The organism is Sulfurihydrogenibium subterraneum DSM 15120, assembly GCF_000619805.1.
In the GTDB taxonomy this organism is placed as follows: domain Bacteria; phylum Aquificota; class Aquificia; order Aquificales; family Hydrogenothermaceae; genus Sulfurihydrogenibium; species Sulfurihydrogenibium subterraneum.
The window spans coordinates 1-21,210 of the sequence record NZ_JHUV01000009.1 but is presented as its reverse complement, the minus strand read 5'-3'; the positions used below and the strand labels follow the sequence as shown (position 1 = coordinate 21,210).

25 protein-coding genes are annotated in these 21,210 nt (G+C 33.0%); all 25 read left to right on the top strand.

Annotated elements, in window-relative coordinates:
* Positions 1–39: 39 nt before the first annotated feature.
* The 25 genes from Q385_RS0103175 to Q385_RS09380 all read left to right on the top strand — a co-directional run bounded on the left by Q385_RS0103175 (position 40) and on the right by Q385_RS09380 (position 20,859).
* Positions 40–825: a phosphate/phosphite/phosphonate ABC transporter substrate-binding protein gene (locus Q385_RS0103175; RefSeq protein ID WP_245596354.1), complete on the top strand. Its 786-nt coding sequence runs from the start codon at positions 40–42 to the stop codon at positions 823–825.
* Complete coding sequence (locus tag Q385_RS0103170; RefSeq protein ID WP_028950276.1) at positions 822–2,390, top strand: sensor histidine kinase; 1,569 nt, start codon at positions 822–824, stop codon at positions 2,388–2,390. The genes Q385_RS0103175 and Q385_RS0103170 overlap by 4 nt, the downstream gene beginning before the upstream one ends.
* A complete protein-coding gene (locus Q385_RS0103165) occupies positions 2,383–3,696 on the top strand; it encodes a sigma-54-dependent transcriptional regulator (protein ID WP_028950275.1) in 1,314 nt (437 codons plus the stop codon). Before Q385_RS0103170 ends, Q385_RS0103165 begins: the two co-directional genes overlap by 8 nt.
* Positions 3,697–3,863: 167 nt before the next feature.
* Positions 3,864–4,724: an FAD-dependent oxidoreductase gene (locus Q385_RS08825; protein WP_037919573.1), complete on the top strand. Its 861-nt coding sequence runs from the start codon at positions 3,864–3,866 to the stop codon at positions 4,722–4,724.
* A gap of 88 nt (positions 4,725–4,812) precedes the next feature.
* The gene (locus tag Q385_RS0103155; RefSeq protein WP_028950274.1) at positions 4,813–5,649 is read left to right on the top strand and encodes a hypothetical protein; all 837 of its coding nucleotides are present in this window, start codon (positions 4,813–4,815) and stop codon (positions 5,647–5,649) included.
* A gap of 2 nt (positions 5,650–5,651) precedes the next feature.
* The gene (locus Q385_RS0103150; RefSeq protein WP_028950273.1) at positions 5,652–6,161 is read left to right on the top strand and encodes an FCSD flavin-binding domain-containing protein; all 510 of its coding nucleotides are present in this window, start codon (positions 5,652–5,654) and stop codon (positions 6,159–6,161) included.
* Between the two features lie 91 nt (positions 6,162–6,252).
* Entirely contained in the window at positions 6,253–6,969 is a 717-nt protein-coding gene (locus Q385_RS0103145) for a Rieske (2Fe-2S) protein (RefSeq protein WP_028950272.1), read from the top strand.
* Positions 6,944–8,212 carry an NAD(P)/FAD-dependent oxidoreductase gene (locus tag Q385_RS0103140; RefSeq protein WP_028950271.1) on the top strand — a complete coding sequence of 423 codons (1,269 nt, stop codon included), beginning with the start codon at positions 6,944–6,946 and terminating at the stop codon, positions 8,210–8,212. The genes Q385_RS0103145 and Q385_RS0103140 overlap by 26 nt, the downstream gene beginning before the upstream one ends.
* A 133-nt stretch (positions 8,213–8,345) precedes the next feature.
* Positions 8,346–8,873 carry a sulfur oxidation c-type cytochrome SoxX gene (soxX, locus tag Q385_RS0103135; RefSeq protein WP_028950270.1) on the top strand — a complete coding sequence of 176 codons (528 nt, stop codon included), beginning with the start codon at positions 8,346–8,348 and terminating at the stop codon, positions 8,871–8,873.
* A gap of 4 nt (positions 8,874–8,877) precedes the next feature.
* Positions 8,878–9,315, top strand: coding sequence for a thioredoxin family protein (locus Q385_RS0103130; protein WP_028950269.1), 438 nt, complete (start codon positions 8,878–8,880; stop codon positions 9,313–9,315).
* A gap of 10 nt (positions 9,316–9,325) precedes the next feature.
* Positions 9,326–9,796: a thiosulfate oxidation carrier protein SoxY gene (gene soxY, locus Q385_RS0103125; protein WP_028950268.1), complete on the top strand. Its 471-nt coding sequence runs from the start codon at positions 9,326–9,328 to the stop codon at positions 9,794–9,796.
* A 22-nt stretch (positions 9,797–9,818) separates the two neighbouring features.
* Positions 9,819–10,148, top strand: a complete 330-nt coding sequence (gene soxZ / locus Q385_RS0103120; protein WP_028950267.1) for a thiosulfate oxidation carrier complex protein SoxZ — start codon at positions 9,819–9,821, stop codon at positions 10,146–10,148.
* 62 nt (positions 10,149–10,210) lie between these two features.
* Positions 10,211–11,017, top strand: coding sequence for a sulfur oxidation c-type cytochrome SoxA (gene soxA, locus Q385_RS0103115; protein WP_028950266.1), 807 nt, complete (start codon positions 10,211–10,213; stop codon positions 11,015–11,017).
* A gap of 17 nt (positions 11,018–11,034) precedes the next feature.
* On the top strand, positions 11,035–12,768 hold the full coding sequence (soxB, locus tag Q385_RS0103110) for a thiosulfohydrolase SoxB (RefSeq protein WP_028950265.1): 1,734 nt from the start codon (positions 11,035–11,037) through the stop codon (positions 12,766–12,768).
* Positions 12,765–13,394, top strand: a complete 630-nt coding sequence (locus Q385_RS0103105) for a DUF302 domain-containing protein (protein ID WP_028950264.1) — start codon at positions 12,765–12,767, stop codon at positions 13,392–13,394. The genes soxB and Q385_RS0103105 overlap by 4 nt, the downstream gene beginning before the upstream one ends.
* A gap of 25 nt (positions 13,395–13,419) precedes the next feature.
* The gene (locus Q385_RS0103100) at positions 13,420–14,694 is read left to right on the top strand and encodes a porin (protein WP_028950263.1); all 1,275 of its coding nucleotides are present in this window, start codon (positions 13,420–13,422) and stop codon (positions 14,692–14,694) included.
* Between the two features lie 53 nt (positions 14,695–14,747).
* Positions 14,748–15,251, top strand: coding sequence for a DsrE family protein (locus Q385_RS0103095; RefSeq protein WP_028950262.1), 504 nt, complete (start codon positions 14,748–14,750; stop codon positions 15,249–15,251).
* Between the two features lie 10 nt (positions 15,252–15,261).
* Positions 15,262–16,275: a cytochrome-c peroxidase gene (locus tag Q385_RS0103090; RefSeq protein WP_028950261.1), complete on the top strand. Its 1,014-nt coding sequence runs from the start codon at positions 15,262–15,264 to the stop codon at positions 16,273–16,275.
* Positions 16,276–16,288: 13 nt separating this feature from the next.
* A complete protein-coding gene (locus Q385_RS0103085) occupies positions 16,289–17,209 on the top strand; it encodes an MBL fold metallo-hydrolase (protein WP_028950260.1) in 921 nt (306 codons plus the stop codon).
* Between the two features lie 16 nt (positions 17,210–17,225).
* Positions 17,226–17,687, top strand: a complete 462-nt coding sequence (locus Q385_RS0103080; RefSeq protein ID WP_028950259.1) for a DsrE family protein — start codon at positions 17,226–17,228, stop codon at positions 17,685–17,687.
* Between the two features lie 42 nt (positions 17,688–17,729).
* Complete coding sequence (locus tag Q385_RS0103075) at positions 17,730–18,272, top strand: DUF302 domain-containing protein (RefSeq protein WP_028950258.1); 543 nt, start codon at positions 17,730–17,732, stop codon at positions 18,270–18,272.
* A 52-nt stretch (positions 18,273–18,324) separates the two neighbouring features.
* The gene (locus Q385_RS0103070; protein WP_028950257.1) at positions 18,325–18,849 is read left to right on the top strand and encodes a KdsC family phosphatase; all 525 of its coding nucleotides are present in this window, start codon (positions 18,325–18,327) and stop codon (positions 18,847–18,849) included.
* The gene (locus Q385_RS0103065; RefSeq protein ID WP_028950256.1) at positions 18,846–19,400 is read left to right on the top strand and encodes a class I SAM-dependent methyltransferase; all 555 of its coding nucleotides are present in this window, start codon (positions 18,846–18,848) and stop codon (positions 19,398–19,400) included. Before Q385_RS0103070 ends, Q385_RS0103065 begins: the two co-directional genes overlap by 4 nt.
* Entirely contained in the window at positions 19,394–20,719 is a 1,326-nt protein-coding gene (locus Q385_RS0103060; RefSeq protein WP_028950255.1) for an MATE family efflux transporter, read from the top strand. Before Q385_RS0103065 ends, Q385_RS0103060 begins: the two co-directional genes overlap by 7 nt.
* The gene (locus tag Q385_RS09380) at positions 20,707–20,859 is read left to right on the top strand and encodes a hypothetical protein (RefSeq protein ID WP_169733165.1); all 153 of its coding nucleotides are present in this window, start codon (positions 20,707–20,709) and stop codon (positions 20,857–20,859) included. Before Q385_RS0103060 ends, Q385_RS09380 begins: the two co-directional genes overlap by 13 nt.
* Positions 20,860–21,210: the final 351 nt, after the last annotated feature.

The window sequence follows — 21,210 nt, the reverse complement described above, 5'->3', positions numbered from 1 at the left end:
TAATATATTATCTTTATGCTTAAAAAGGTATTAATTTTATTGCTTCTTTTTCTTTCGTCATCCTTTGCTCAAGAAAAGTTAACGTTTGCAGTTTTATCTTATGGAGACCCTATAAAAGAGTATAAAAGGTACAGTGTTTTTGCAAGGTATCTGTCTGAAAAGATAAACAAAAGTGTTGATGTGATAATAGTAGAAGATATAGAAAAACTTTTTCAAATGTTTAAAAAGAAAGAAGCACAGATAGCAGTAGGATGTTCTGTTGTTTATTTTGAGCTTAAAAAACAGTATAATGTAGAAGCTGTCGCTGTAATGAAAATCAACGGTAAAGCGGTAGAAAACGGTGTTTTAATAGTAAGGAAAGACAGTCCTATAAATAGTATAGAAGACGTTAAAGGTAAAAAGATAACCCTTGGAAGTCCTATATGTATGAGCAACTGTGTGATGCCCCTTTACATGCTTGCAAACGCAGGAATAACTCAACATGATGTTATTAATATATGGAGCTCTGGAACAGATAAAGGAGCTATACTTGCCCTTATATCCTCTATAGCTGATGTAGCGGGAGTAAAAGAAGAGAGTATAAAAGATTATCAGCAGTATGTTAAAGTTATAGCAAAATCACCTTCATTTCCAAGACATATAATTATGGTTTCAAAAAACATCGATAAAAAACTTTACAAAGATATAGAAAATGCTATTTTTTCTGCAGATGAGAACACTTTAAAACAGATGGAAGTTGATGGATTTGTAAAACCTCAGCCTAAAATGTTTGAAATTATAAAAAATTACAGAAAAGTCCTTATGTTATTCCCTGTTTTAAAATGAAGTACATAAATAATCTGTCTATAAAGTTAAAAACATCTTTATCAATATCTGTTTACATTTTAGCAGTCCTTGTAGGGTCTATACTTTTTACAGTATATAACTTTCAGGAAAGACTTTTAGAAGACAGAATAAAATCATTAGAAGAAAACATTAAAAATCTATCAGAAAGCTACAAAGATAAAATCATAGTAAAAAATCTTGAAAAGATAGATGAGTTGGTAGGATTTTTAAAAAGTGTAAAATCTGTTAAAAATGTGTTTATCTTAGACAAAAACGAAGTAGTAATAGGAAGTACAGATTTAGAGTATTTAGGTAAATCAGAGTCTAACTTTCCACAAAAAGATTTACAAAAAATAGAGTATAACCTTTCAGTTGACTCAGAGCCTGTTGGAAAGGTTGTTGTTCTGTATGATATTAAAGAGATAAAACAGGACATTATCAACGATATAAAGAAAATAATCTATCCTCTTTCTTTAATAGTAGGATTTATAATAGTGGCATCTTTTTTAGGAACTTTCTTTATCTCAACAGTTTTAGTAAATCCTCTTATAAAACTAAAAGAAAGTATACTAAACCTTTTTTGGACTGGCTTTTACAATCTTAAAGAAGCTGTAGAGTTTAAACCAAAAACTAAATCTGATGTAATCTGTGTAAAAGGAATTACAGAAGAGTGTTGGCTTAGCTCAAAAAATGGAAAGGAGATACTTTTTTCTTTAGGTGAAAAGTCTATAAAAGAATGTCCTAAGTGTGAAGTTTTTTCAAAGTTATCAGGAGATGAAATAGAAAATCTTACTTACAGTTTTTATATGATGCTCTCTTCTTTAAACGATTACATAAATAAACTTGAAGAGGCTTATAAAGAAAGAGAGACCCTAAGCTGTATGGCTGCAATGGGAGAGATGAGTGCAAAGATTGCCCACGAAATAAAAAATGCCCTTTACTCAATCTCAAACGCTGCCAACTACATAAAAAACAACGCAAATGATGAAATTATAAAAGAGTTTGGTAAAATCATAAAAGAAGAAAGCTACAGATTAAACGATATGACCGTTTCATTTTTAAACTTCTCAAAACTTATAGAACCTAAATTTTCCCAAGAAGATTTAAACGAGGTTATAAAAAATTCTATCGCATTGTTAATATACGACTGTGAAGATTACGGCATTAAGGTAGATTTAAAACTTGATAATAACCTTCCAAAAACCTTTATAGACCAAAATTTAATTAAACAAGTTTTAGTTAACCTCATATTAAACTCAATAGATGCAATAAGAGAAAAAAATACAGAAAACCCTGTTATAAAAATTTCAACAGGATTCTTGAAAAATAAAGATAAAATAAGATTAATAGTGGAAGATAACGGAATAGGAATAAAAGAAGAAAACAAAGGAAAGATATTTAAGCCGTTTTTCACAACAAAACCAAAAGGAACAGGACTTGGACTTCCAATGGTTTATAAAATAATCTTTTTACACGGTGGAACTGTAAATGTTGAATCTGTATATGGGAAATACACTAAATTTATTATAGAAATACCAATAGACAGGAGTGATAAAGATGTTTAAAGTTTTGTTGATAGACGATGAAGAAAGTATTTTAAAAATTATTAAAACAGTCCTTACAAAAGAGGGTTATGAAGTTGATACCGCAAAAAGTAAGTCAGAAGCTCTTACAAAGTTAAATACAAATAACTATAATCTAATCTTGTCTGACTATCTATTAGAAGATGGAACTGGAATAGAGATTTTAGAAGCGTTTAGAAAAAAAGATAGTATAACACCTTTTATAATCATAACAGCCTACGGGTCTATAAATGGAGCTGTAGAAGCTGTAAAAAAAGGAGCTAATCATTACATACCAAAACCTATAGATACAGACAACCTTATAAAACTTATTCAGTTTTACAAAGAAAAACAATCTAACCCATTTGAAGTAGAAGAATTTGAGGGTATTATCGGAAAAAGTAAAAAAATGAAAGAGTTATTCAACGAAATAGAAATAGTTAGTAAAAGTGAGTCTTACATTTTAATAGAAGGAGAAAGTGGAACAGGAAAAGAGCTTGTGGCAAAAGCTATTCATAAAAGGTCAAGAAGGGCGAAAAATCCTTTTGTACCTATTAACTGCTCTGCAATACCATCAGAACTTTTTGAAAATGAGCTGTTTGGACACGAAAAAGGAGCTTATACAGGAGCTGGAAACAGAGAGATAGGAAAGATAGAGTTAGCAGGAGAAGGAACTTTATTTTTAGATGAGATAGGAGAGATGCCTCTTTTTATGCAGGCAAAACTTTTAAGAGTACTACAAGAAAGAGAGTTTTACAGAGTAGGTGGAACATCTTTGATAAAGATGAGATGTAGAGTTATATCTGCAACTAACAGAAATCTTGAACAGATGATAGAAAACAAAGAATTTAGAGAAGACCTATTTTATAGAATAAACGTAATTCACTTAAAAATCCCACCTTTAAGAGAAAGGAAAGAAGACATTCCTCTACTTGTAAAAAGATTTATAGAGAAATTTAGTAAGATAAACAATAAAAACATATACGATATAGATGAAGAAGCTCTTGAGATTCTTATGGAATACGACTGGCCTGGAAATGTGAGACAACTTGAAAACATAATAGAAAGGGCAGTAGTTCTTTGCCAAGGAGAGATAATAACCTCTCAACATTTACCTCAAAGAATAAAAGAAAAGCCTTTAGTATCAGAGATAAATTTGGAAAAAAGTTTAAATCTTTACGAGATAGAAAAAAACATAATACTAAAAGTCTTACAGGAAGAAAATTTTAATCAAACAAAAGCAGCTCAAAGACTTGGAATATCAAGAAAACAACTTAGAACCAAGATGAAAAACTTTGGTCTTTTGTAATTATTCTAAAGTTTTAATATCATGATATTAGCATATAAAAATAATTATAAGGAAAATATGTATTTGACAATAACTTACACAGGTATTATCATAAATATAAATATAAAAGTAGTGGCTTTGTGGGGCCCCAAAGTCATGAAAAATAAATGTAAAAGGAGGTATTTCTCATGGGTTTAAACAGAAGGGATTTATTCAAAGCAGCAGGTGTAGGAATTGTTGCAGCAAGTTTAGAAACTGGCTTTTCTAACAAGGTTTTTGCTTCTCATGTTTCGGAAGAAGAACTTAAATTCCAAAAACCAAGTCCCAATTCTCCAAGAGTTGTAATTGTTGGTGCTGGTTGGTCAGGATTAACTATTGCAAAGTACATCAAAACTCAAGATAGTAATATCGATGTAGTCTTGGTTGATAAAAGATCGGAATTTTTCTCTTGTCCAACGAGTAATTTATGGTTAGTTGACCTTCTTCCTTTTGAGTTCCTTATACATGACTTTTTAAAACCTGCTGATAAGTATGGATATCATTTCTGTAATGCAACCGTTTACGATGTTGATAGGGAAAAAAGAAGAGTTTATACAGACAAAGGATATCTTAGCTATGACATCTTAGTACTTGCTCCTGGTATAGCCTATGAATATTCTGAATGGATAAAAGATCCAAAGGATGTTGAGATAGCAAGAAAAAGGTATCCGGCTGCATTTATTCCAGGTTCTGAGCATTTAGCATTAAAAAGAAAAATTCAGGAATTTGAAGAAGGTACTTTTGCTTTAACAGTACCTCCAGGGATGGATTATAGATGTTTACCAGGTCCATATGAAAGAGCTGCATTAATAGCATGGTACTTCAAAGAAAACAAGATAAAAGGTAAAGTTGTACTTGTAGACCCACATGCTCAAGCACCTGTAAAAGCAAAGCTGTTCCAAACTGCTTATGACAAACTAAAAGATTATATAGAGTATTATCCAAACACAACTATAAAAGCTGTTGATGTAAATAAAAAGAAAATTATTACAGAACAATACCTTGAGTGAGAAATTCATTTTTTCAATTTTATTTCTAATAAAAAGCCAAAAGTAGCTCGGGTTATAATATACCCAAACTACTTTTGGGAGGTCAAAAATGCAACTGGAAAAGTTTTATAACATACTTCTCAAAAATTTTCAATCATTTAAAGTTTCTTTTTATAAAAATACAGCTAAATCTAATGCTGGTAGAAAACCAAAAATTACCGATGAAGAAATAGCAGCAGCTTTCATCTTATCATACATGACTGGAATGCCTGTTTTGAAAATAGCAAGACAATTTATTGATGACTCTATAAAGTCTTATCACATATTTAGAAAGTCAAGAATTAAAAGAATATACGAACTGCTTAGAATATATCTACAAATGAGAATACTGTCTGTAATTATAGAAGTTTTGGTATCTAATAAAAAACCAAGACTTATAGTAGATGGTACAATACTTCCAGTAGCTAATTTAAACAGAGCAAGAACCCAGAGAATAAAGAGATTTAATGGAAAGATGTTTTGGGTAAGAAGAAAAAGAAATCTATACAGTCAACACTACAAAAAAAGAGTAAAATTTGAAGAGATATACTATGGAGTGCTTGTTATGGTAATTTGTGATACAAAGGGAAGAGTTTATGATATTTGGTTTCATCCAGCAAGTTATCATGAAGTTAAATCTTTTAGATTAAGAGCAAAAACCAGTATTTGGTTTAAAAGACTTATAAGCTTTTTTGAAGTAATAGGGGACAAAGGGTATAGAGGATGTGAGAATGTTATCGTATGTGAGACAAAAGAGGATAAAGCTCAGAGGCAGATTATTGAAAGCATATTTTCAAGGTTAAAACAATTTAACGCTCTTAGTAGATGGAGAAAAGGTATAACGCTTCTTTCCTATTTGTATGCTTATGCAATAGGTTATAGCTTTTTCAGGTACTGTGAGGTTTAATTATGGCATTAATTTCTCACTCAACGTATAAAAAGAAAATTATTACAGAACAATGGGGAGATTTGGATTTTACAGATGGAAGTATTTATCCAACTTGTAAAGCTGCTGGAATTGTTTATAAAGCTGGACTTGTTAAAAAAGGTGAAAAATGGCCATCTATTGATCCGTTGAAGTATCACTTTATGGGAGATGAAAGAGTATACGTAACAGGAGATGCAAGAAATCAGCCATTCTCAAAAAGTGGAAACACTTCAAATTCAGAAGGTCATTACATTGCGAAACTAATAGTAGCTAAGTTAAATGGTAAAGATATTCCATGGCAATCTCCAGAAACATTATGTTATTCTGCTGTTGAAAAAGAAAAAGCTGGATGGATAGACGTTAAATACGCTTATGATCCTCAAAAAGGATTCTCCTTTGCGGATCCAAAAGTTGACGAAAACGCTACAGAATCAAACTACAAAGCTTATATAGAATGGGCAAAAGGTTTATTCAGAGATATGTTTGGTTAATTTTAATTTTTACATTTTTATTCCTAAAATTCAAGTAAAGGAGGGTGGTCTTAAAGACCACCCATTTTTGTTTTATAATAAGGAGGTAAGAATGGATAGGAGAAAATTTATAAAAAGTTGTACAGTTATAGGGGCTATGTCAACTATTAATCCAGGATTTTTTAATCAACTTTTTGCTCAAGAGATTAATTTAGTAAAAAAGTACAACAAAGCTCTATTAATAAAGGAAGACGGTACTCCTTTAAAAGAGGAGGATATAAAACCATACAATTACTATTTGTTCTTCTATCCTTTTGTTTCTACACCTTGCTATTTAATTAACCTTGACAAAGAAGTTCCTCCATGTGATGTAAAGTTATCCGATGGTAGTATTTATAAATTTAAAGGAGGTGTTGGAATAAAGAAAAACATAGTTGCATATTCGGCTATTTGTTCTCACCAGTGGAGCTATCCAACTAAAGATTACGCTTTTATAAACTATTACTCACCAGAACAGAAATCCCAAACCACAAACAGATCAAACGTAATTCAATGTTGTGCTCACCTTTCTGTTTTTGACCCTTCTCAAGGAGGAATAGTTTTAGAGGGTCCTGCACCACTTCCTTTAGCGAATATCATATTAACATTTGAAGATGGAAAATTTTATGCAGAAGGTGTTTTAGGTAAAGACCAGTTTGAAGAATTTTTTGATAACTATAAATCCGATTTAAGAGAACAATATGGAACTACAAAAAAAGCAAAAAGTTTAGTAGAAACCGCAACAGTTATGGAGGTAGGGAAGTATGTTAAAGAACAAATTAAATGTTAACAGAAGACAGTTCTTAGCTGGCAGTGCTGCATTAGCAGCTTCTAATCTAATGCCAAATGTATCTCTTGCAAACGAAGCGGATTTTAAGGCTACAAAATCGGCAAAAGTAGTTATAGTAGGTGGAGGATACGGTGGAGTATCTACAGCAAAACAGCTAAGAAAACTACTACCAGACATATCTATCACACTAATAGACAAAAATCCTTTCTTTGTATCCTGTCCTATGAGTAATCTATATTTAGGAGACTTTTACGAATTTGGTAATCTCTGTTTTCCATATGAACCTTTAAAGGCTAAGTATAACATAGATTTTATAAATACGAAAGTAATGGATGTAGACTTAGACAAAAAGTTAGTTATAACTCCTTACGATAAAATATCTTACGACTTTTTAGTTTTATCTCCCGGAATCTCCTACGATATAGACAAATCTCAGAAAGATTTCTTTGTAAAGTATCCACCTGCTTTTAAACCCGGCGGAGAACATCTTTATTTAAAAAAGCTGTTAGAGAATTTTGATGGTGGTGATATTGTTATAACTGTCCCCTCTTACCCTTATAGATGTCCTCCAGCTCCTTACGAAAGAGCTGCACTTATACTAAACTACATAACAAAAAGAAAACTCAAAGCCCATCTATACTTTATAGATGCAAACGAAAGACCTGTCATTAACTCAGAAGGATTCATGAAAGCTTACTACGAACTTTACAAAGGATACGCAGATTACATTACTGGAACAACTGTTAAGGAGATAGATACTGCAAATAATGTAGTAAAAACAACAAACGGAGACTTTAAATTTGATCTCGCTAACGTAATACCACCAATGAAAGCATCAAAACTCTTAGAAAAAATAGGATTTTTAGAAAACAATCAAAAATGGGTAGAAGTTGAAACGTTTACATTTGAGACAAAAGTTCCAAACGTTTTCGTTATAGGAGACTCTGCAAGAACATTCTTACCAAAGTCTGGTTTTGGTGCAAATATGCAAGGCAAGATAGTAGCAAACATCATAGCGGAAAGAATAACAGGTAAAAAATTAAAACAAGAAGAGCTTTTAATGGTACTTTGCTACTCTATGGTTAGTGATAAAGAAGCTATAATGTCAGAGACAAGCTTCAAGATAAACAGAGAAAAAAATGTAATTACACCTATTCACAGAGAAGACAACACAAGAAGAGAATCTACAGTCAAAAGATATCACGAATGGGCAAAAGGGTTATGGAGAGAGATGTTTGGTTAAACTGTTCCATTTGGGACAGTTTCTGTCCTTTTATGGACATGTTAAGAGATTTTAACAATTGTAAATACATGTTTACAATTTGGCATAAAAGTTGCGTAAGTATAATACAAAATACTTATGCAGGAGGATTAAGTTGAAATTTAAAAAATTACTACTAACAACAGCAGCTGCTATAACTGGGATTTCAGCTTTAGCATTTGCTTTAACCCTTCAAGATGCTGGTATAGAAAATCCAGAAGCAAAAAGTATGATGCTAAAAGATGTACCTCCTGAACCAAGATTATACGCTATCGACCCTTCTTGTAATTTATCAGATAAAGAAAGCATAAAAAAATTGGCTGAAAAAGGAAAAAAGGTATTTATGGAAGTGAGAAAAGGAAACTGTGTTGCCTGTCACTGTGCCCCTGAAGCAAAAGGTTGTGGAAACATAGGACCAGATCTTACAGGTTATAGAAACGGACTGTTTAAAGCTCCAAATTACAGAGGAGAGCCAAAAACAGTTGACTGGCTTCATCAAAAAATTGCCGACGGAAGAATTTTAATCCCAAAAGAACTTCAAAGTGTACCATACTATAACATAATGACAGTTCAGCTCACAACAGGACAGTTAACAGCCGAAGAAGTATGCCAGCTAACTGCTTATCTTTTAAGCTTGGAGTGATAAGTTGAAAAAGGTTTTACTTGCTTTACTTGTATTAATTGGTTTTTCTAATGCCCAGATAAACTGGGTTCCTTATAACCAAGCTTTTGAAAAAGCAAAGAAGGAGAATAAACTTGTATTTATCTACATATACTCTCCTTCTTGCCATTACTGTGATATTATGGACTTTACAGTATTTGAAAGTAAAAGAGTAGAAGAACTGCTTAATAATCATTTTGTTCCAGTAAAGATTAGAAAGTGTAGCAACGAAGGAATAGAAGTAAGGAAAAAGTATGGCTTTGTAGGAACTCCGATGTTTTACTTTTTAAATCCAGATGGAAGTAAAATAAAAACGATTTTTGGAGCCTGGGAAGAGAAAGACTTTGTTAAAATACTTAATTACTTTGCATCTGGAAGCTATAAAGAGATGACAATGGATGAATACTTTATGAAACAAAAATAGGAGGTATTTTATGAACAGAAGAGAATTTTTAAAAGCAACGTCAGTAGCAGCTGTATCAACAGCTGTTTTAGGAAGTGGTGTGTTTACGAATGTTAGAGCAGCAGAATTAGTTGACAACCCTCCACCTAAGAAGCCTTTTGATGAGGCTCTAAAAGAGATAACAGGTGGAAAAGCTGTATCAGACTCAGACAAAGTTAAACTCGTAGCTCCTGAAATTGCAGAAAACGGAGCAGTTGTGCCTGTCACTGTAGAAGTAGAACTACCTATTGAACAAGTAAAAGCTATACATATTCTCGCAGACAAAAACCACAATGCAAGAACTATGAGTGTTTACTTTACTCCTGTAAATGGAAAAGCTTACATATCTACAAGAATAAGGCTTGCAGAAACTATGAACGTAGTTGCGGTTGCTCAACTTGCAGACGGTAGCTTTATAAAAGCACAAAAACCGGTTAAAGTTACAATCGGTGGATGTGGATAATTAAAAAAAGGAGGATTAAACAATGGCAAGACAAGCTTTAGTAAAAATAAATCCAAAAGAATATAAGAAAGATGATTTAGTAAGAGTTGACTCTGTAATAATGCATCCTATGGATACTGGACTGGTAAAAGATAAAGAGTCTGGGAAATATATTGCAGCACATCACATCACAAGTGTAGAAGTTTACTATGGAGATGAGAAGATAACATGGATGGAAGTATCTGGATCTGTTAGTGCAAACCCGTTTATATCTTTCTATGTAAAAGCTACAAAATCAGCTCCTTTAAAAATTGTCTGGAAAGATAACAAAGGTGATGTAACAGAGAAAGTAATAGATATAAAAGTAGATTAATCTCTTTTGAGGGCTTAAAAGCCCTCTTTTCTAAAATTTTCTAACAAGGAGGAATACCAGCTATGAGATTAAAGGGAAAAGTCTTGCTTTTTGGACTTACGTTAGCGATAGCTACATACAGTGTAAATAAAGCTATATCACAAGAGGCAGGACAGGCAATATCAGAGGAAGACTTGGCACTTTATAAATCAGGTATAAACCCAGGAGAAGTTTTTGCTCAAGAAGTTGGTGGTGCATTATTTAACAAACCTATGGGAACATCAAACAAATCCTGTGCTTCTTGCCACAGTGAAGAAAAATTAAAAAAGGTAGTAGGAACTTATCCAAAGTATGAACCAAAATTAAACGCTGTAATATCATTACAACAGAGAATACAGATGTGTCAGAAGCTAAACCAAGGAGTAGATAAACCATTTGAACTAAAAAGTCAAGAAAACACAGCTCTACTAACATACCTTAAATACATAGCTTCTGGAGAAAAAATAAACGTAGATACATCTTCCAATTCAGTAGTAAAAGAATATTACGAATATGGAAAGTATGTCTTTAATCTTAAAAGAGGAAAAAGAAATCTTTCCTGTGCAGTCTGTCACGAAAATGCAGCCGGAATGGTTTTAAGAATGCAGAAATTAAACCCATTAGGAGCTGAATACAACGGAATAAAGGGAACAAACGCCGCAGCTCACTGGCCAGGTTATAGAATGACTCAAAGTAAGGTAGTTACTATAGAACAAAGATTTCAACAATGCATGTCTCAAGCCAGTATGAAAGTTTTACCTCTTGGGTCAAAAGAGATGGTCGCTTTAGAGCTTTATGTTACATCTTTAGCAAACGGATCAACTATAGAAGCTCCAGGATTAGTAAGATAACAGGAGGATAAACAGCAATGAACATATCAAGAAGAGACCTTTTCCACCTTGCGGCTATTTCGGGATTATCATTAACCTCATCTAATGTTTTTGCAAAGCTGAACGAATTAAACCCTGAAAGCTTTTTTGAATTTAAGGGGGTTGGAAACGTTACACTTTTACACATCTGCGACCTTCACGCTCACTTAAAACCACTTTACTGGAGAGAGCCATCTACTTTAATATCTGCAAAAGAACTTATAGGAACGCCGGGATTTTTATGTGGAAAATCATTTATGCAGTACTATGGAATAAAACCAAACACTATTAGAGCTTACTTTGATACTTACATAGGTTTTGAAGAATTGGCAAAAAAATATGGCAAAATGGGTGGTGTATCTTACATAAAATCTCTCGTAAACCGTATAAAAGCAGAAAGAGGATCTGACAAAGTTTTATTTATGGATTCAGGAGATACTTGGCAAGGAACTGCAGTAGGTCTTTTCACACAAGGAAAAGCCATAGTAGACGCTCAAAATGCACTTGGTATAGACATAATGGTAGGACACTGGGAGTTTACTTACGGAAAAGACAGAGTCTTAGAACTTATAAACAAACACTTAAAAGCAGAGTTTATATCTCAAAACATAGCAGATGAAATGTGGGGAGACCTTATATTTAAACCTTATACAATAAGAGAAGTAGGTGGAGTAAAAGTTGCCGTTATAGGAAACTCTTTCCCTTACACACCTATTGCAAACCCAAAAGAATTTATAGAAGGTTGGACGTTTGGTATTCAACCAGAAAGATTACAAAAATTTGTTAATGAAGTCAGAAGCAAAGGAGCTGACGTTGTAGTTTTACTATCCCACAATGGATTTACCTTAGACCAAGCACTTGCTAAGATGGTAAAAGGAATAGATGTTATTTTATCAGGACACACTCACGACCCAGCTCCAAAACCTGTAATAGTTGATAACACGATAATAGTAATAGCAGGAAGCCACGGTAAATATTTAGGAAGGCTTGACTTAGAAGTTAAAAACAAAAAAATAACAAATTTTGCATTTAAACTCTATCCTGTAGCATCAAACTTTATAAAACCAGACCCTGAAGTTGAAAAGTTAGTTGAAGAAGTTTATAAACCATACGAAAGCCAGCTCTCTCAAGTAATAGGTAAAACCCAAACTATACTGTATAAGAGAGATACATTCTACTCAACCTTTGATAGGGTTATAATGGACGCTTTAAAAGAAGAGACAGACTGTGAAATAGTGTTTAACCCCGGTTATAGATGGGGAACTACCGTTCTTCCGGGAGGAAATATTACAGTTGATGACGTTTACAGTATGACAGCCATAACATATCCTGACGTTTACAGGTTTGAACTTACAGGTCAGCAGATTAAAAACCTCTTAGAAGACATAGCGGACAACGTATTTAACTCTAATCCTCTTTATCAGCAAGGTGGAGATATGAGTAGAACTCTTGGACTTGATTATGAGATAAAAATATCAGCTCCTACAGGTCAAAGAATATCAAATATCAAAGTAAACGGAAAAGACCTTGACCCAAACAGAAGTTATGTAGTTGCATCTTGGGGTGGCAATCTATATAGAGCAGGTAAAAACGCAAAGAAATTCAGACCAGTTTACGACATTACAATTGATTATCTTAAAAGAGTTAAAGTCGTAAATCCACCTTTAAAATCCAACGTAAAAATACTTGACGTTGGATGTGGATGTCCTACAAGTGAGGGTAAATGTCTATGAAAAAGTTTATTTTAGCATGTAGTAGCATTTTACTATTTTCCTGTGGTGGAACGATAAAAGACGTATCTTTTGAAACAGGAGACTACTTAGGAACAGGATATGATGAAAAGCCTCAAAAAAAGATTACATTACAAAAAGAAAATAAAGAAAAACAGCCTGTAGAAAAAAAATCTTTCCTTTCTGCTTTATCTTCTGCTGTCGTATCAGGTAGTGAAGATGACGAAGATATGTCTGAAATTTACGAAAGGTCAACCACTATGTCCTATCAAGAGTTAGACCTACTTTTAAGAACGGAGCTTGAAAACGCAAACTTTAAAATAGTCCACGTTTTAAACATTACAAAAGGAGTAGAAGAGCAAGGAGTTAAAGACTTTTGGAAGCACATGCACATTTACTTAGTCTGTAAACTTTCAGAATGCTCTAAAATACTTAAGCACAATCCACAACTTGCATCTCAATTCCCTATAAGAGTCTATACATATGAAAAAGATGGAAGATTAGTTATAGGCGTTTTTAAACCTTCAACCGCTATAAAGTACATGGGGAACCTTGACGCAGATGGAATAAAAGCATTAAAAACCTTAGACAGAGAAATAAAAAAAGTAATAGATACTATAACCAAATAAAATCACTTTAAGGAGGTTAGTTATCATGAGAAAAGTAGTTCTCTCAACAGCTGTAGGATTGGCTGCAACAACCTTACTGGCAAACCCATCTCAAGCAGCTCCTAAGTTTTACTTTGGAGATGGAAAAGAGTTAGAAATCTTCTTCATGAACCAGCTCTGGGGCGTTTACACGATGGATAGGGTGGAATGTACAGCTATAGACAATACAGGCAAATGTACAAATTTCACTTCTGAAAAAAACAGAGCCGATTTTCTTTTAAGAAGATCAAGAGTAGGATTTCAAGGTAAAATTAATGAAGATTTATCTTGGAGAGTATGGTTTGCCTATGATAACGTTGGTTTGGATTCACATACAGCTTTAGCTCAAAGTCAAACAGCTCAAAGTCCAAATAAATCAAAAACATCAAAATCCATAGGATTAGTAGGGCTAAACTCAAACAATCAACAATTCTATCTTTGGGATGCGTTTTTCACTTATGCACTTCATAAAAACTGGGCTAACATTACGGTAGGTTATTTTAGACCACAGGTAGGTAGAGAAAGCATTACAGCAGGATTTGAAGTTACTTCTTTTGAAAAGGCACTTACAAACTTTTATCCAAGACAGCACTTAGTCAAAACAGGACCAGGTCGTGAAACAGGTATAAATATTGGTGGTCTTTACAACGATGAAAAAGCAAAGTGGGGAATAAACTACAACTTTGGAGTATTTAACACTGATAAATACAAAACTGATAAAAATTGGAATCCACTCTTAACTGCAAGAGTAGCTCTTTCTCTTGGAGACCCTGAAATGAAAAAATACGGAATGGGATATAAAGTTAACTACTTTGGGAAAAGAAATGGAGCAACCGTAGCTATTAACTACGCTTATCAAGGAAAAACAGATGATTTTAAATCGAATCAATTACTTGGTTTTGATATACTGGCAAACTACAAAGACTTTACATTTAACGCAGAGTATGACGAGCTAAAAAGAAACTTTGACAACTCAGCTTTAAACTACAAAGACAAAGTATGGCACATAAGAGCTGGCTATAACTTTACATTACCGAACAAAACAATCTTAGAACCTGCTATAACCTATTCTGAATTAAAAGCTGGTGGTAATTCAAGTCCAAATGGTGATGGTAAGTTTAAAGTTACTGATATTGGTTTAAACTGGTATATAAAAGGAAACAATATGAAGTTAAATATTCATTATGCTAACCAAGATGGAAGTTCGAAATCACCATACTCTTGGTACGGAACAGATAAAGCTGGAGATTACATAGGTGTTGGATTACAATTAATATTCTGAAGGATTTACCAGCCCTTCCTTTTTAGGAAGGGTTTTTTTGTAGGAGGAAAGACATGAAAAAATTTTTTGTGCTTTTTGTAGTTTTGCTTTTTTCTCTAAAATCCTTTTCTCAAGAAAAACCACAGTTTGACTCTACACTTCCAGACAAAATTAAAGCTGTTTTTGATTGGACGCTTGAAAATCCTTCGAACAGCGTTATGGCTACTAACTTTATATCTAACTTTATCAAAGCCTACGATGAGTTTAACCCAATGGGAGAGTACAAGTTAGCAATAGTAAGCCACGGTGCAGAAGTTTTAATATTTGCAAAGAAGAACTACGAAAAACACAAAGAAGTAATAGATAGGCTTAAATCAATGACACAAAGCTACGGACTTAAAATTTACGTGTGTAGAAATACCATGAGATTTTTTGGTTTAAAAGAAGAAGACATGCAACCTTTTATTATAATTGTCCCTGCAGGTGTTGTAGAACTTGCAAAATTACAAGAAGAAGGTTATAGATTAATACCAGCAGTTGTCCACGATTTAAATAAAGTTAAAGAAAGTTATAAATAGGGGTTAAACCATGAAAAAAGTTTTAATTGTAAGTTTAGCTTTAGCTACAACTGTAATATCAAAAGATTATTCAGATAAAGACTTATTAAAACAAGCTCAAAACTACTTTTCTCCCTTGCCTAAAACATTTCCATCTAAAGATAATGAGATAACAAAAGAGAAGGTAAATTTAGGTAGATTACTCTTTTTTGAAAGAAGACTTTCAACAAACGATATGATAAGCTGTGCTACTTGCCATGCTATAGAATACTACTACTCATCTCCAGCTGCCAGACAGATGGGTGCATTAGCATTACAACCAAGGAATGCTCCAACAGTCCTAAATTCCGCTGGTCAGTTTGTTCAACACTGGATAGGAAATAGAAAAGATGTAGAAGACCAAGCTCTACAATCCTTAACAGGACCCGCAGCCTTTGGTAATAAATCAAAAGAAGAAGTAGAAAACAAATTAAAATTTATACCTGAATACGTAGAGCTCTTTAAAAAAGCCTTCCCTAATGAAAACGACCCAGTAAAAGCAGAAAACATAGCAAAAGCCATAGGTGCATTTGAGAGAACCCTGTCTACTCCTTCAAGATTTGACGAATTTTTAAAAGGAAATACAAAAGCATTAACAGAAAAAGAAAAGAAGGGTTTAAAGCTTTTTATGGAAGTAGGATGTGTATCTTGTCATAATGGCTCTCTCCTGGGTGGAAATACGTATCAGAAATTTGGTATATTCCAACCTTACTGGAATTACACAAAAAGTGAAAATATAGATGAAGGTAGATACGTTGTTACTAAAAATGAAGAAGACAAGTATGTTTTTAAAGTTCCAATCTTGAGAAATGTTATGATGACAGCTCCATACTTTCACGATGGTTCTGTAAAAAATATTGAAGATGCAATATGGATTATGGCTAAAGTTCAGCTAAATAAAGAGTTGAATAAAGAACAAGTAGAATTTATAAAATCTTTTCTAAACAGTTTAACAGGAGATATTCCAAAAGAGTATACCAAACCACCTATTTTACCAACTCAATAAATGGAGGTAAACCATGAAAAAAATTATTTTAGCTTTACTACTTTTGGTAGTATCAAACACCTTTGCTATGGAATTAAAGCAGTTTCACAAGAACATGTATATGGTTCGCGGTGTTGATGCTATGCCATCTGTAGAAAATAGAGGTTTTATGTCAAACGCTTACGCTATCTTAACAAAAGAAGGATGGGTAGTGATAGACAGCCTATCAACGCCAGATCTTTCAAAAGAGTTTTATGACGAGCTAATGAAAGTAAAAAAATCGCCTGTTAAATACCTTATCATTACACACTATCACCCAGACCATTGGTATGGAGCTTCTACATTTAAGCAAGCTGGTGCAACGGTTATAGCCCACAAAAAACTTAACGAGTTTTATAACTCACCAGAAGCAAAAATGACCCTTGAAGCTTCAAACCAAAGGTTTGGAGGATTATACAAAAATGTAAAACTTATTCCTGCAGATATTGAGATATCAGACAAAAAAACCTTAAAAGTAGGAGAATACGAATTATCAATTATATCTCTGACCCCAGCCCATACAAACAACGATATAGTAGTTTTTGTAAAAAATGACAAAGTCCTATTTGCAGGGGACTTAGTTTATATAAACAGAATACCTTTTGCAGGAGACAGAGGAGCTTCTTCTAAAAACTGGCTAAAAGTTTTAAATGAGATGAAAAATTTAGACCCTAAAGTAATATTAGGCGGACATAACGAACCTATGGATAAAAAAGCTATTGACTTTACTTATAACTACTTAGAATACACTCGCAATACAATTAAAAAACTAAAAGAACAAGGCAAATCCTTAGACGAGATAAAAGCTTACATAAACCAAAACTCTCCTTATAAAAATTATGTTATGTACGATGTATTTAACGATGCCAACGTTTATAAAATATATAACGATTTAGACTTAGAAGATTTTGAATAATTTGGGAGGTATTACTGTGAAAAAGTTTTTAGCTTTTATCCTTCTTTTTATAGGTTTTTCATTTGGACAGGACAATCCAAAAGCGGTTATCAACCTTACCACAGGGGATTTAAACAGGTTTAAAATGTATCTTTTAAGTGGTGTAGCAAATTCTGCAGAATACTATAAAAATAATCTAAAAGAGTTAAAAGTAGTAGTTATAATACACGGCGATGCTTACAAGTTTTTCATAAAAGACCTTCAAAACTCTCCTTACAAAGACGATAAAACTTTAATAGAAGCACAAAAAGAATTACAAGCAAAGTTAGAATACCTTCATAAAAATTACGGCGTAAGGTTTCAGATGTGTGAACAAGGAATGAAAGGTAAAAAAATTGACCCTAAAACCTTATACCCATTCGTAGAGCTTATCCCTAATGCCTTTATAGGTCTTGTCAACTGGCAAAACGAAGGGTACGCTTATATTCCAATACATTAATATATTTTGATATAATTTTATAAAAAAATAGGAGGTGTTTTTATGTTAAGAGCTCTTTTAGCACTTTTACTATTTACAACAGTATCCATATCTTACGCAAAAGAAAAAAAAGAAACCAAACCTCAACAACAAACCTCCTCTACACAAAGTAAAACTGAAGGCTCAGACTCTGGAAAAGGATTGGTTGTTTATAAAGTTGATGGAGACCCAGGAGATGTTATGATAGCTCTAAAAGGAAACTTAGAAGCTGCACAGATAATAGTAGTTACAACAACAGACCCAGTGGCTCCACTTGCAAACAACATAAAACTCTTCCCTGATTACAAAAAATTAAAAATTGACTACATGCAAAACTTCTTAGTTACAAGCATGGCAACTCTTTATAAAATCGTAACTAACGACCCTAACGCTATAGCTTTATCCCCGTTTGTTATAACAATATACCAGTACGAAGGTGATGACAAAACTTACATAGTCAGAACAAGACCTTCTCTACTTTTAGATGGAACAAAATATCCACAGGCTAAAGAAGCTGTTGAAGAGTTGGAAAAAAGAATAGATGAAGCTATAAAATCTCTTATGTAAATCAAAAAGGTGGCTTTTAAGCCACCTTCCTAATTATGATAAAATATTACCTATGTTAGAAGAAAAAGCTAAAAAGATTAAGTGGTTTATTTTTGACGTAGATGGTGTCCTTACAGATGGAAAAATCATCTATGACAGTGAAGGTAGAGAGATTAAAAACTTTTGTGTAAAAGATGGAATAGGAATACATATGCTTCATCTATCAGGCATAAAAACAGCCATAATAACAGGAAGAAACTCTGAGATAGTAAACAAAAGAGCAGTTGAACTTGGTATAACTGAAGTTTTTCAAAACTCTTCTAACAAACTTCAACATTATAAATACATTAAAGAAAAGTACTCCCTACAAGATGAAGAAATTTTATACATGGGAGATGATATAGTTGATATTCCCGTTTTAAAAAGGGTTGGTTTTCCCGCAACTGTTCCATCAGCTCCAGAAGAAGTTAAAAAGCTTTGTATATACATAACAAAACAAGAAGGTGGAAACGGAGCTGTAAGAGAAGTGATAGACCTTGTTTTAAAAATACAAGGTAAATACAAAGATATAATAAAAAAGTACTGTAATTTAGAATGAACGATAAAGACAGAGAAAGATGGAACAAAAAATATCTTGAAGGCTTTTTGCCAAAAGAAGAGCCTTCCCAAATTTTAAAAGATTTTATCCATTTATCAAACAAAGGAAGAGCCCTTGACATAGCAGCTGGACTTGGAAGAAATGCTTTATTTTTAGCTCAAAATGGCTTTTTAGTTGACGCGGTGGACATATCAGACGTTGCGATAGAAAAGCTTAAAAATCTTCATCCTAACATAAATCCTATTCACGCAGATTTGAAAGAGTATAGACCTGCGCAAAACAGTTATGACTTGATTGTAAATCTAAACTTTTTAGAAAGGTCTTTATTTCCTTACATAAGGGAAGCTCTAAAAGAAGGTGGAGTTTTGATTTTTGAAACATTTTTAGAAGGCTCTCCAAGTAAAACCAATAAAGACTTTTTACTGAGAAAAAATGAGCTTTTACACTCATTTTTATCTTTACACATTGTATTTTATCAAGAAAAACAAGTTATAACTTGTAATCAAGAAAGTGCCTATAAAGCTTCGCTGGTAGCAATTAAAAAATGTTAAGTCAAACAAATAAAAAGATTCTTTCCTTAGCCGTCCCAGCTGCTTTTAGTAATCTTTTTGATATGATTCAGGTTATTGTAGACATGATTATGCTTGGTAGGGTCTCTCCTGTTGCAATAGCTGCAGCTGGTATATCTATGCAGTTTTTAGGACTTTTATACGCATTTATGGCTTCTTTTTCTGTTGGTAATTCTGCGGTTGTATCAAGGTTTGTAGGTGCAAAAGAGATAGAAGAAGCAGGAAAAACCACTTTTACGTCTTCTGTTATAGCTTTTTTAATATCTATACCTTTTACTATACTTGGAGTTTTTTTCTCCAAGTATGTTTTTATATTTATGGGTTCTTCTGAAGAAGTTGTAAAGGCGGGAGAAACTTACTTATCTATCATATCTTTAACCTTTCCTGTTATTTTTATAGAGTTTGCTCTATACTCAGCTTTAAACGCATCAGGAGACACAAAAACTCCTTTAAAAATAGTTATTGTTGCAAACGTTATAAACACAGTTTTAGCTTATACTTTAATATTTGGTAAATTTGGTTTTTCTGCACTTGGAATAAAAGGAGCTGCAATAGCCACAGCTATAAGTTATTATATTAGCTTTGTATTGTATCTTTATGTATTTTTATCAAAGAAGACAGTAATCTCTATATACCCTCAGTTTGTAAAAGATTACGCTAAAAGAGTTTTAAGTATAGGTATTCCAGCAGGAGCTGAAAGGGTCATAACTTACTTTTCTTTTTTACTGTTTGTTAAAATGATTGCAGAGTATGGCACTTATACATTGGCAGGGTATCAAGTAGGACTTAGGATAGAAGGGCTGGCATTTATGCCAGGATTTGGTTTTACAATAGCAGCAATGACTTTGGTAGGTCAAAGTATAGGGGCAAAAAATTACGAAGGAGCTGAAAAGTTAGGCTGGCAAACCGCAAAAATAGCATCGGTTTTTATGGGTTTTATGGGTGTTTTAATGTTTTTATTTCCGCAGTATTTTGCTATGGTGTTTACGGACGATGGAAAAGTAATTCAAGAAGCTATTTTATATCTAAAAATTGTAGGACTTACACAAGTTCCACTTGCAATAGGTTTTGTTTTAAGCGGGGCATTAAGAGGAGCTGGCTCAACCAAACTAACACTTATAATAAACACAGCTTCCTTATGGTTTTTTAGAATAATACCTGCTTATATCTTTTCTAAGATGTTTGGAAGTGTTTTATACATCTACTATGCAATGTTTATGGAAACTTTTATAAAAGCTGGAATACTGTATTATGTATTTAAAAAAGGATATTGGAAGAGAGATTTAAAATGGAAAACTTAGATTGGGTTAAACTGGTGATTGTTTTAATAGTGGCTTTTGTAGTTATGAAGGTGGTAGGATTTGCCATAAGAATGATAGTAAAAACATTAATATTTATAGCCATTGCATACTTCATTTTTCAATATTTTGTAAATAGGTAGAGTAAAAAAACCGAGTTGCAGTCGTCGTCCTATCGAAATTGGCAGTTTTTGAGTCTCAATTAGAGTGAGCTAATTGAGATTAATTAATCTAAGTAATTGAAAAATAATCACTGTCGAACTCCAGGGATTTTTGCAGGATTGGAGGTCGACTGGAATTTTTACATTCCTGTTGCACTTTTTAAAAAAGTATAGTATACTATCTAACAGTTGATAATAAACGATTTTAACCTTGACAACCGAATAAGGTTAAAGAAGGGTTTTTAGCGTGCCTATGAGGAATTGAAACCTGTTAGTGTCGTAAATTTTATTTGTTCTATACTTAGTTTTTAGCGTGCCTATGAGGAATTGAAA

Bases quoted from the DNA above. Each gene is read 5' to 3' on its own strand.
- Q385_RS0103165 (WP_028950275.1), top strand. From the start codon at position 2,383: ATGTTTAAAGTTTTGTTGATAGACGATGAAGAAAGTATTTTAAAAATT.
- Q385_RS0103090 (WP_028950261.1), top strand. From the start codon at position 15,262: ATGAAAAAAGTTTTAATTGTAAGTTTAGCTTTAGCTACAACTGTAATA.
- Q385_RS09380 (WP_169733165.1), top strand. From the start codon at position 20,707: ATGGAAAACTTAGATTGGGTTAAACTGGTGATTGTTTTAATAGTGGCT.
- Q385_RS0103065 (WP_028950256.1), top strand. From the start codon at position 18,846: ATGAACGATAAAGACAGAGAAAGATGGAACAAAAAATATCTTGAAGGC.
- soxZ (WP_028950267.1), top strand. From the start codon at position 9,819: ATGGCAAGACAAGCTTTAGTAAAAATAAATCCAAAAGAATATAAGAAA.
- Q385_RS08825 (WP_037919573.1), top strand. From the start codon at position 3,864: ATGGGTTTAAACAGAAGGGATTTATTCAAAGCAGCAGGTGTAGGAATT.
- soxA (WP_028950266.1), top strand. From the start codon at position 10,211: ATGAGATTAAAGGGAAAAGTCTTGCTTTTTGGACTTACGTTAGCGATA.
- Q385_RS0103075 (WP_028950258.1), top strand. From the start codon at position 17,730: ATGTTAAGAGCTCTTTTAGCACTTTTACTATTTACAACAGTATCCATA.
- Q385_RS0103105 (WP_028950264.1), top strand. From the start codon at position 12,765: ATGAAAAAGTTTATTTTAGCATGTAGTAGCATTTTACTATTTTCCTGT.
- soxY (WP_028950268.1), top strand. From the start codon at position 9,326: ATGAACAGAAGAGAATTTTTAAAAGCAACGTCAGTAGCAGCTGTATCA.
- Q385_RS0103085 (WP_028950260.1), top strand. From the start codon at position 16,289: ATGAAAAAAATTATTTTAGCTTTACTACTTTTGGTAGTATCAAACACC.
- Q385_RS0103070 (WP_028950257.1), top strand. From the start codon at position 18,325: ATGTTAGAAGAAAAAGCTAAAAAGATTAAGTGGTTTATTTTTGACGTA.
- Q385_RS0103155 (WP_028950274.1), top strand. From the start codon at position 4,813: ATGCAACTGGAAAAGTTTTATAACATACTTCTCAAAAATTTTCAATCA.
- Q385_RS0103095 (WP_028950262.1), top strand. From the start codon at position 14,748: ATGAAAAAATTTTTTGTGCTTTTTGTAGTTTTGCTTTTTTCTCTAAAA.
- Q385_RS0103170 (WP_028950276.1), top strand. From the start codon at position 822: ATGAAGTACATAAATAATCTGTCTATAAAGTTAAAAACATCTTTATCA.
- Q385_RS0103060 (WP_028950255.1), top strand. From the start codon at position 19,394: ATGTTAAGTCAAACAAATAAAAAGATTCTTTCCTTAGCCGTCCCAGCT.
- Q385_RS0103100 (WP_028950263.1), top strand. From the start codon at position 13,420: ATGAGAAAAGTAGTTCTCTCAACAGCTGTAGGATTGGCTGCAACAACC.
- Q385_RS0103140 (WP_028950271.1), top strand. From the start codon at position 6,944: ATGTTAAAGAACAAATTAAATGTTAACAGAAGACAGTTCTTAGCTGGC.
- Q385_RS0103145 (WP_028950272.1), top strand. From the start codon at position 6,253: ATGGATAGGAGAAAATTTATAAAAAGTTGTACAGTTATAGGGGCTATG.
- Q385_RS0103150 (WP_028950273.1), top strand. From the start codon at position 5,652: ATGGCATTAATTTCTCACTCAACGTATAAAAAGAAAATTATTACAGAA.
- soxB (WP_028950265.1), top strand. From the start codon at position 11,035: ATGAACATATCAAGAAGAGACCTTTTCCACCTTGCGGCTATTTCGGGA.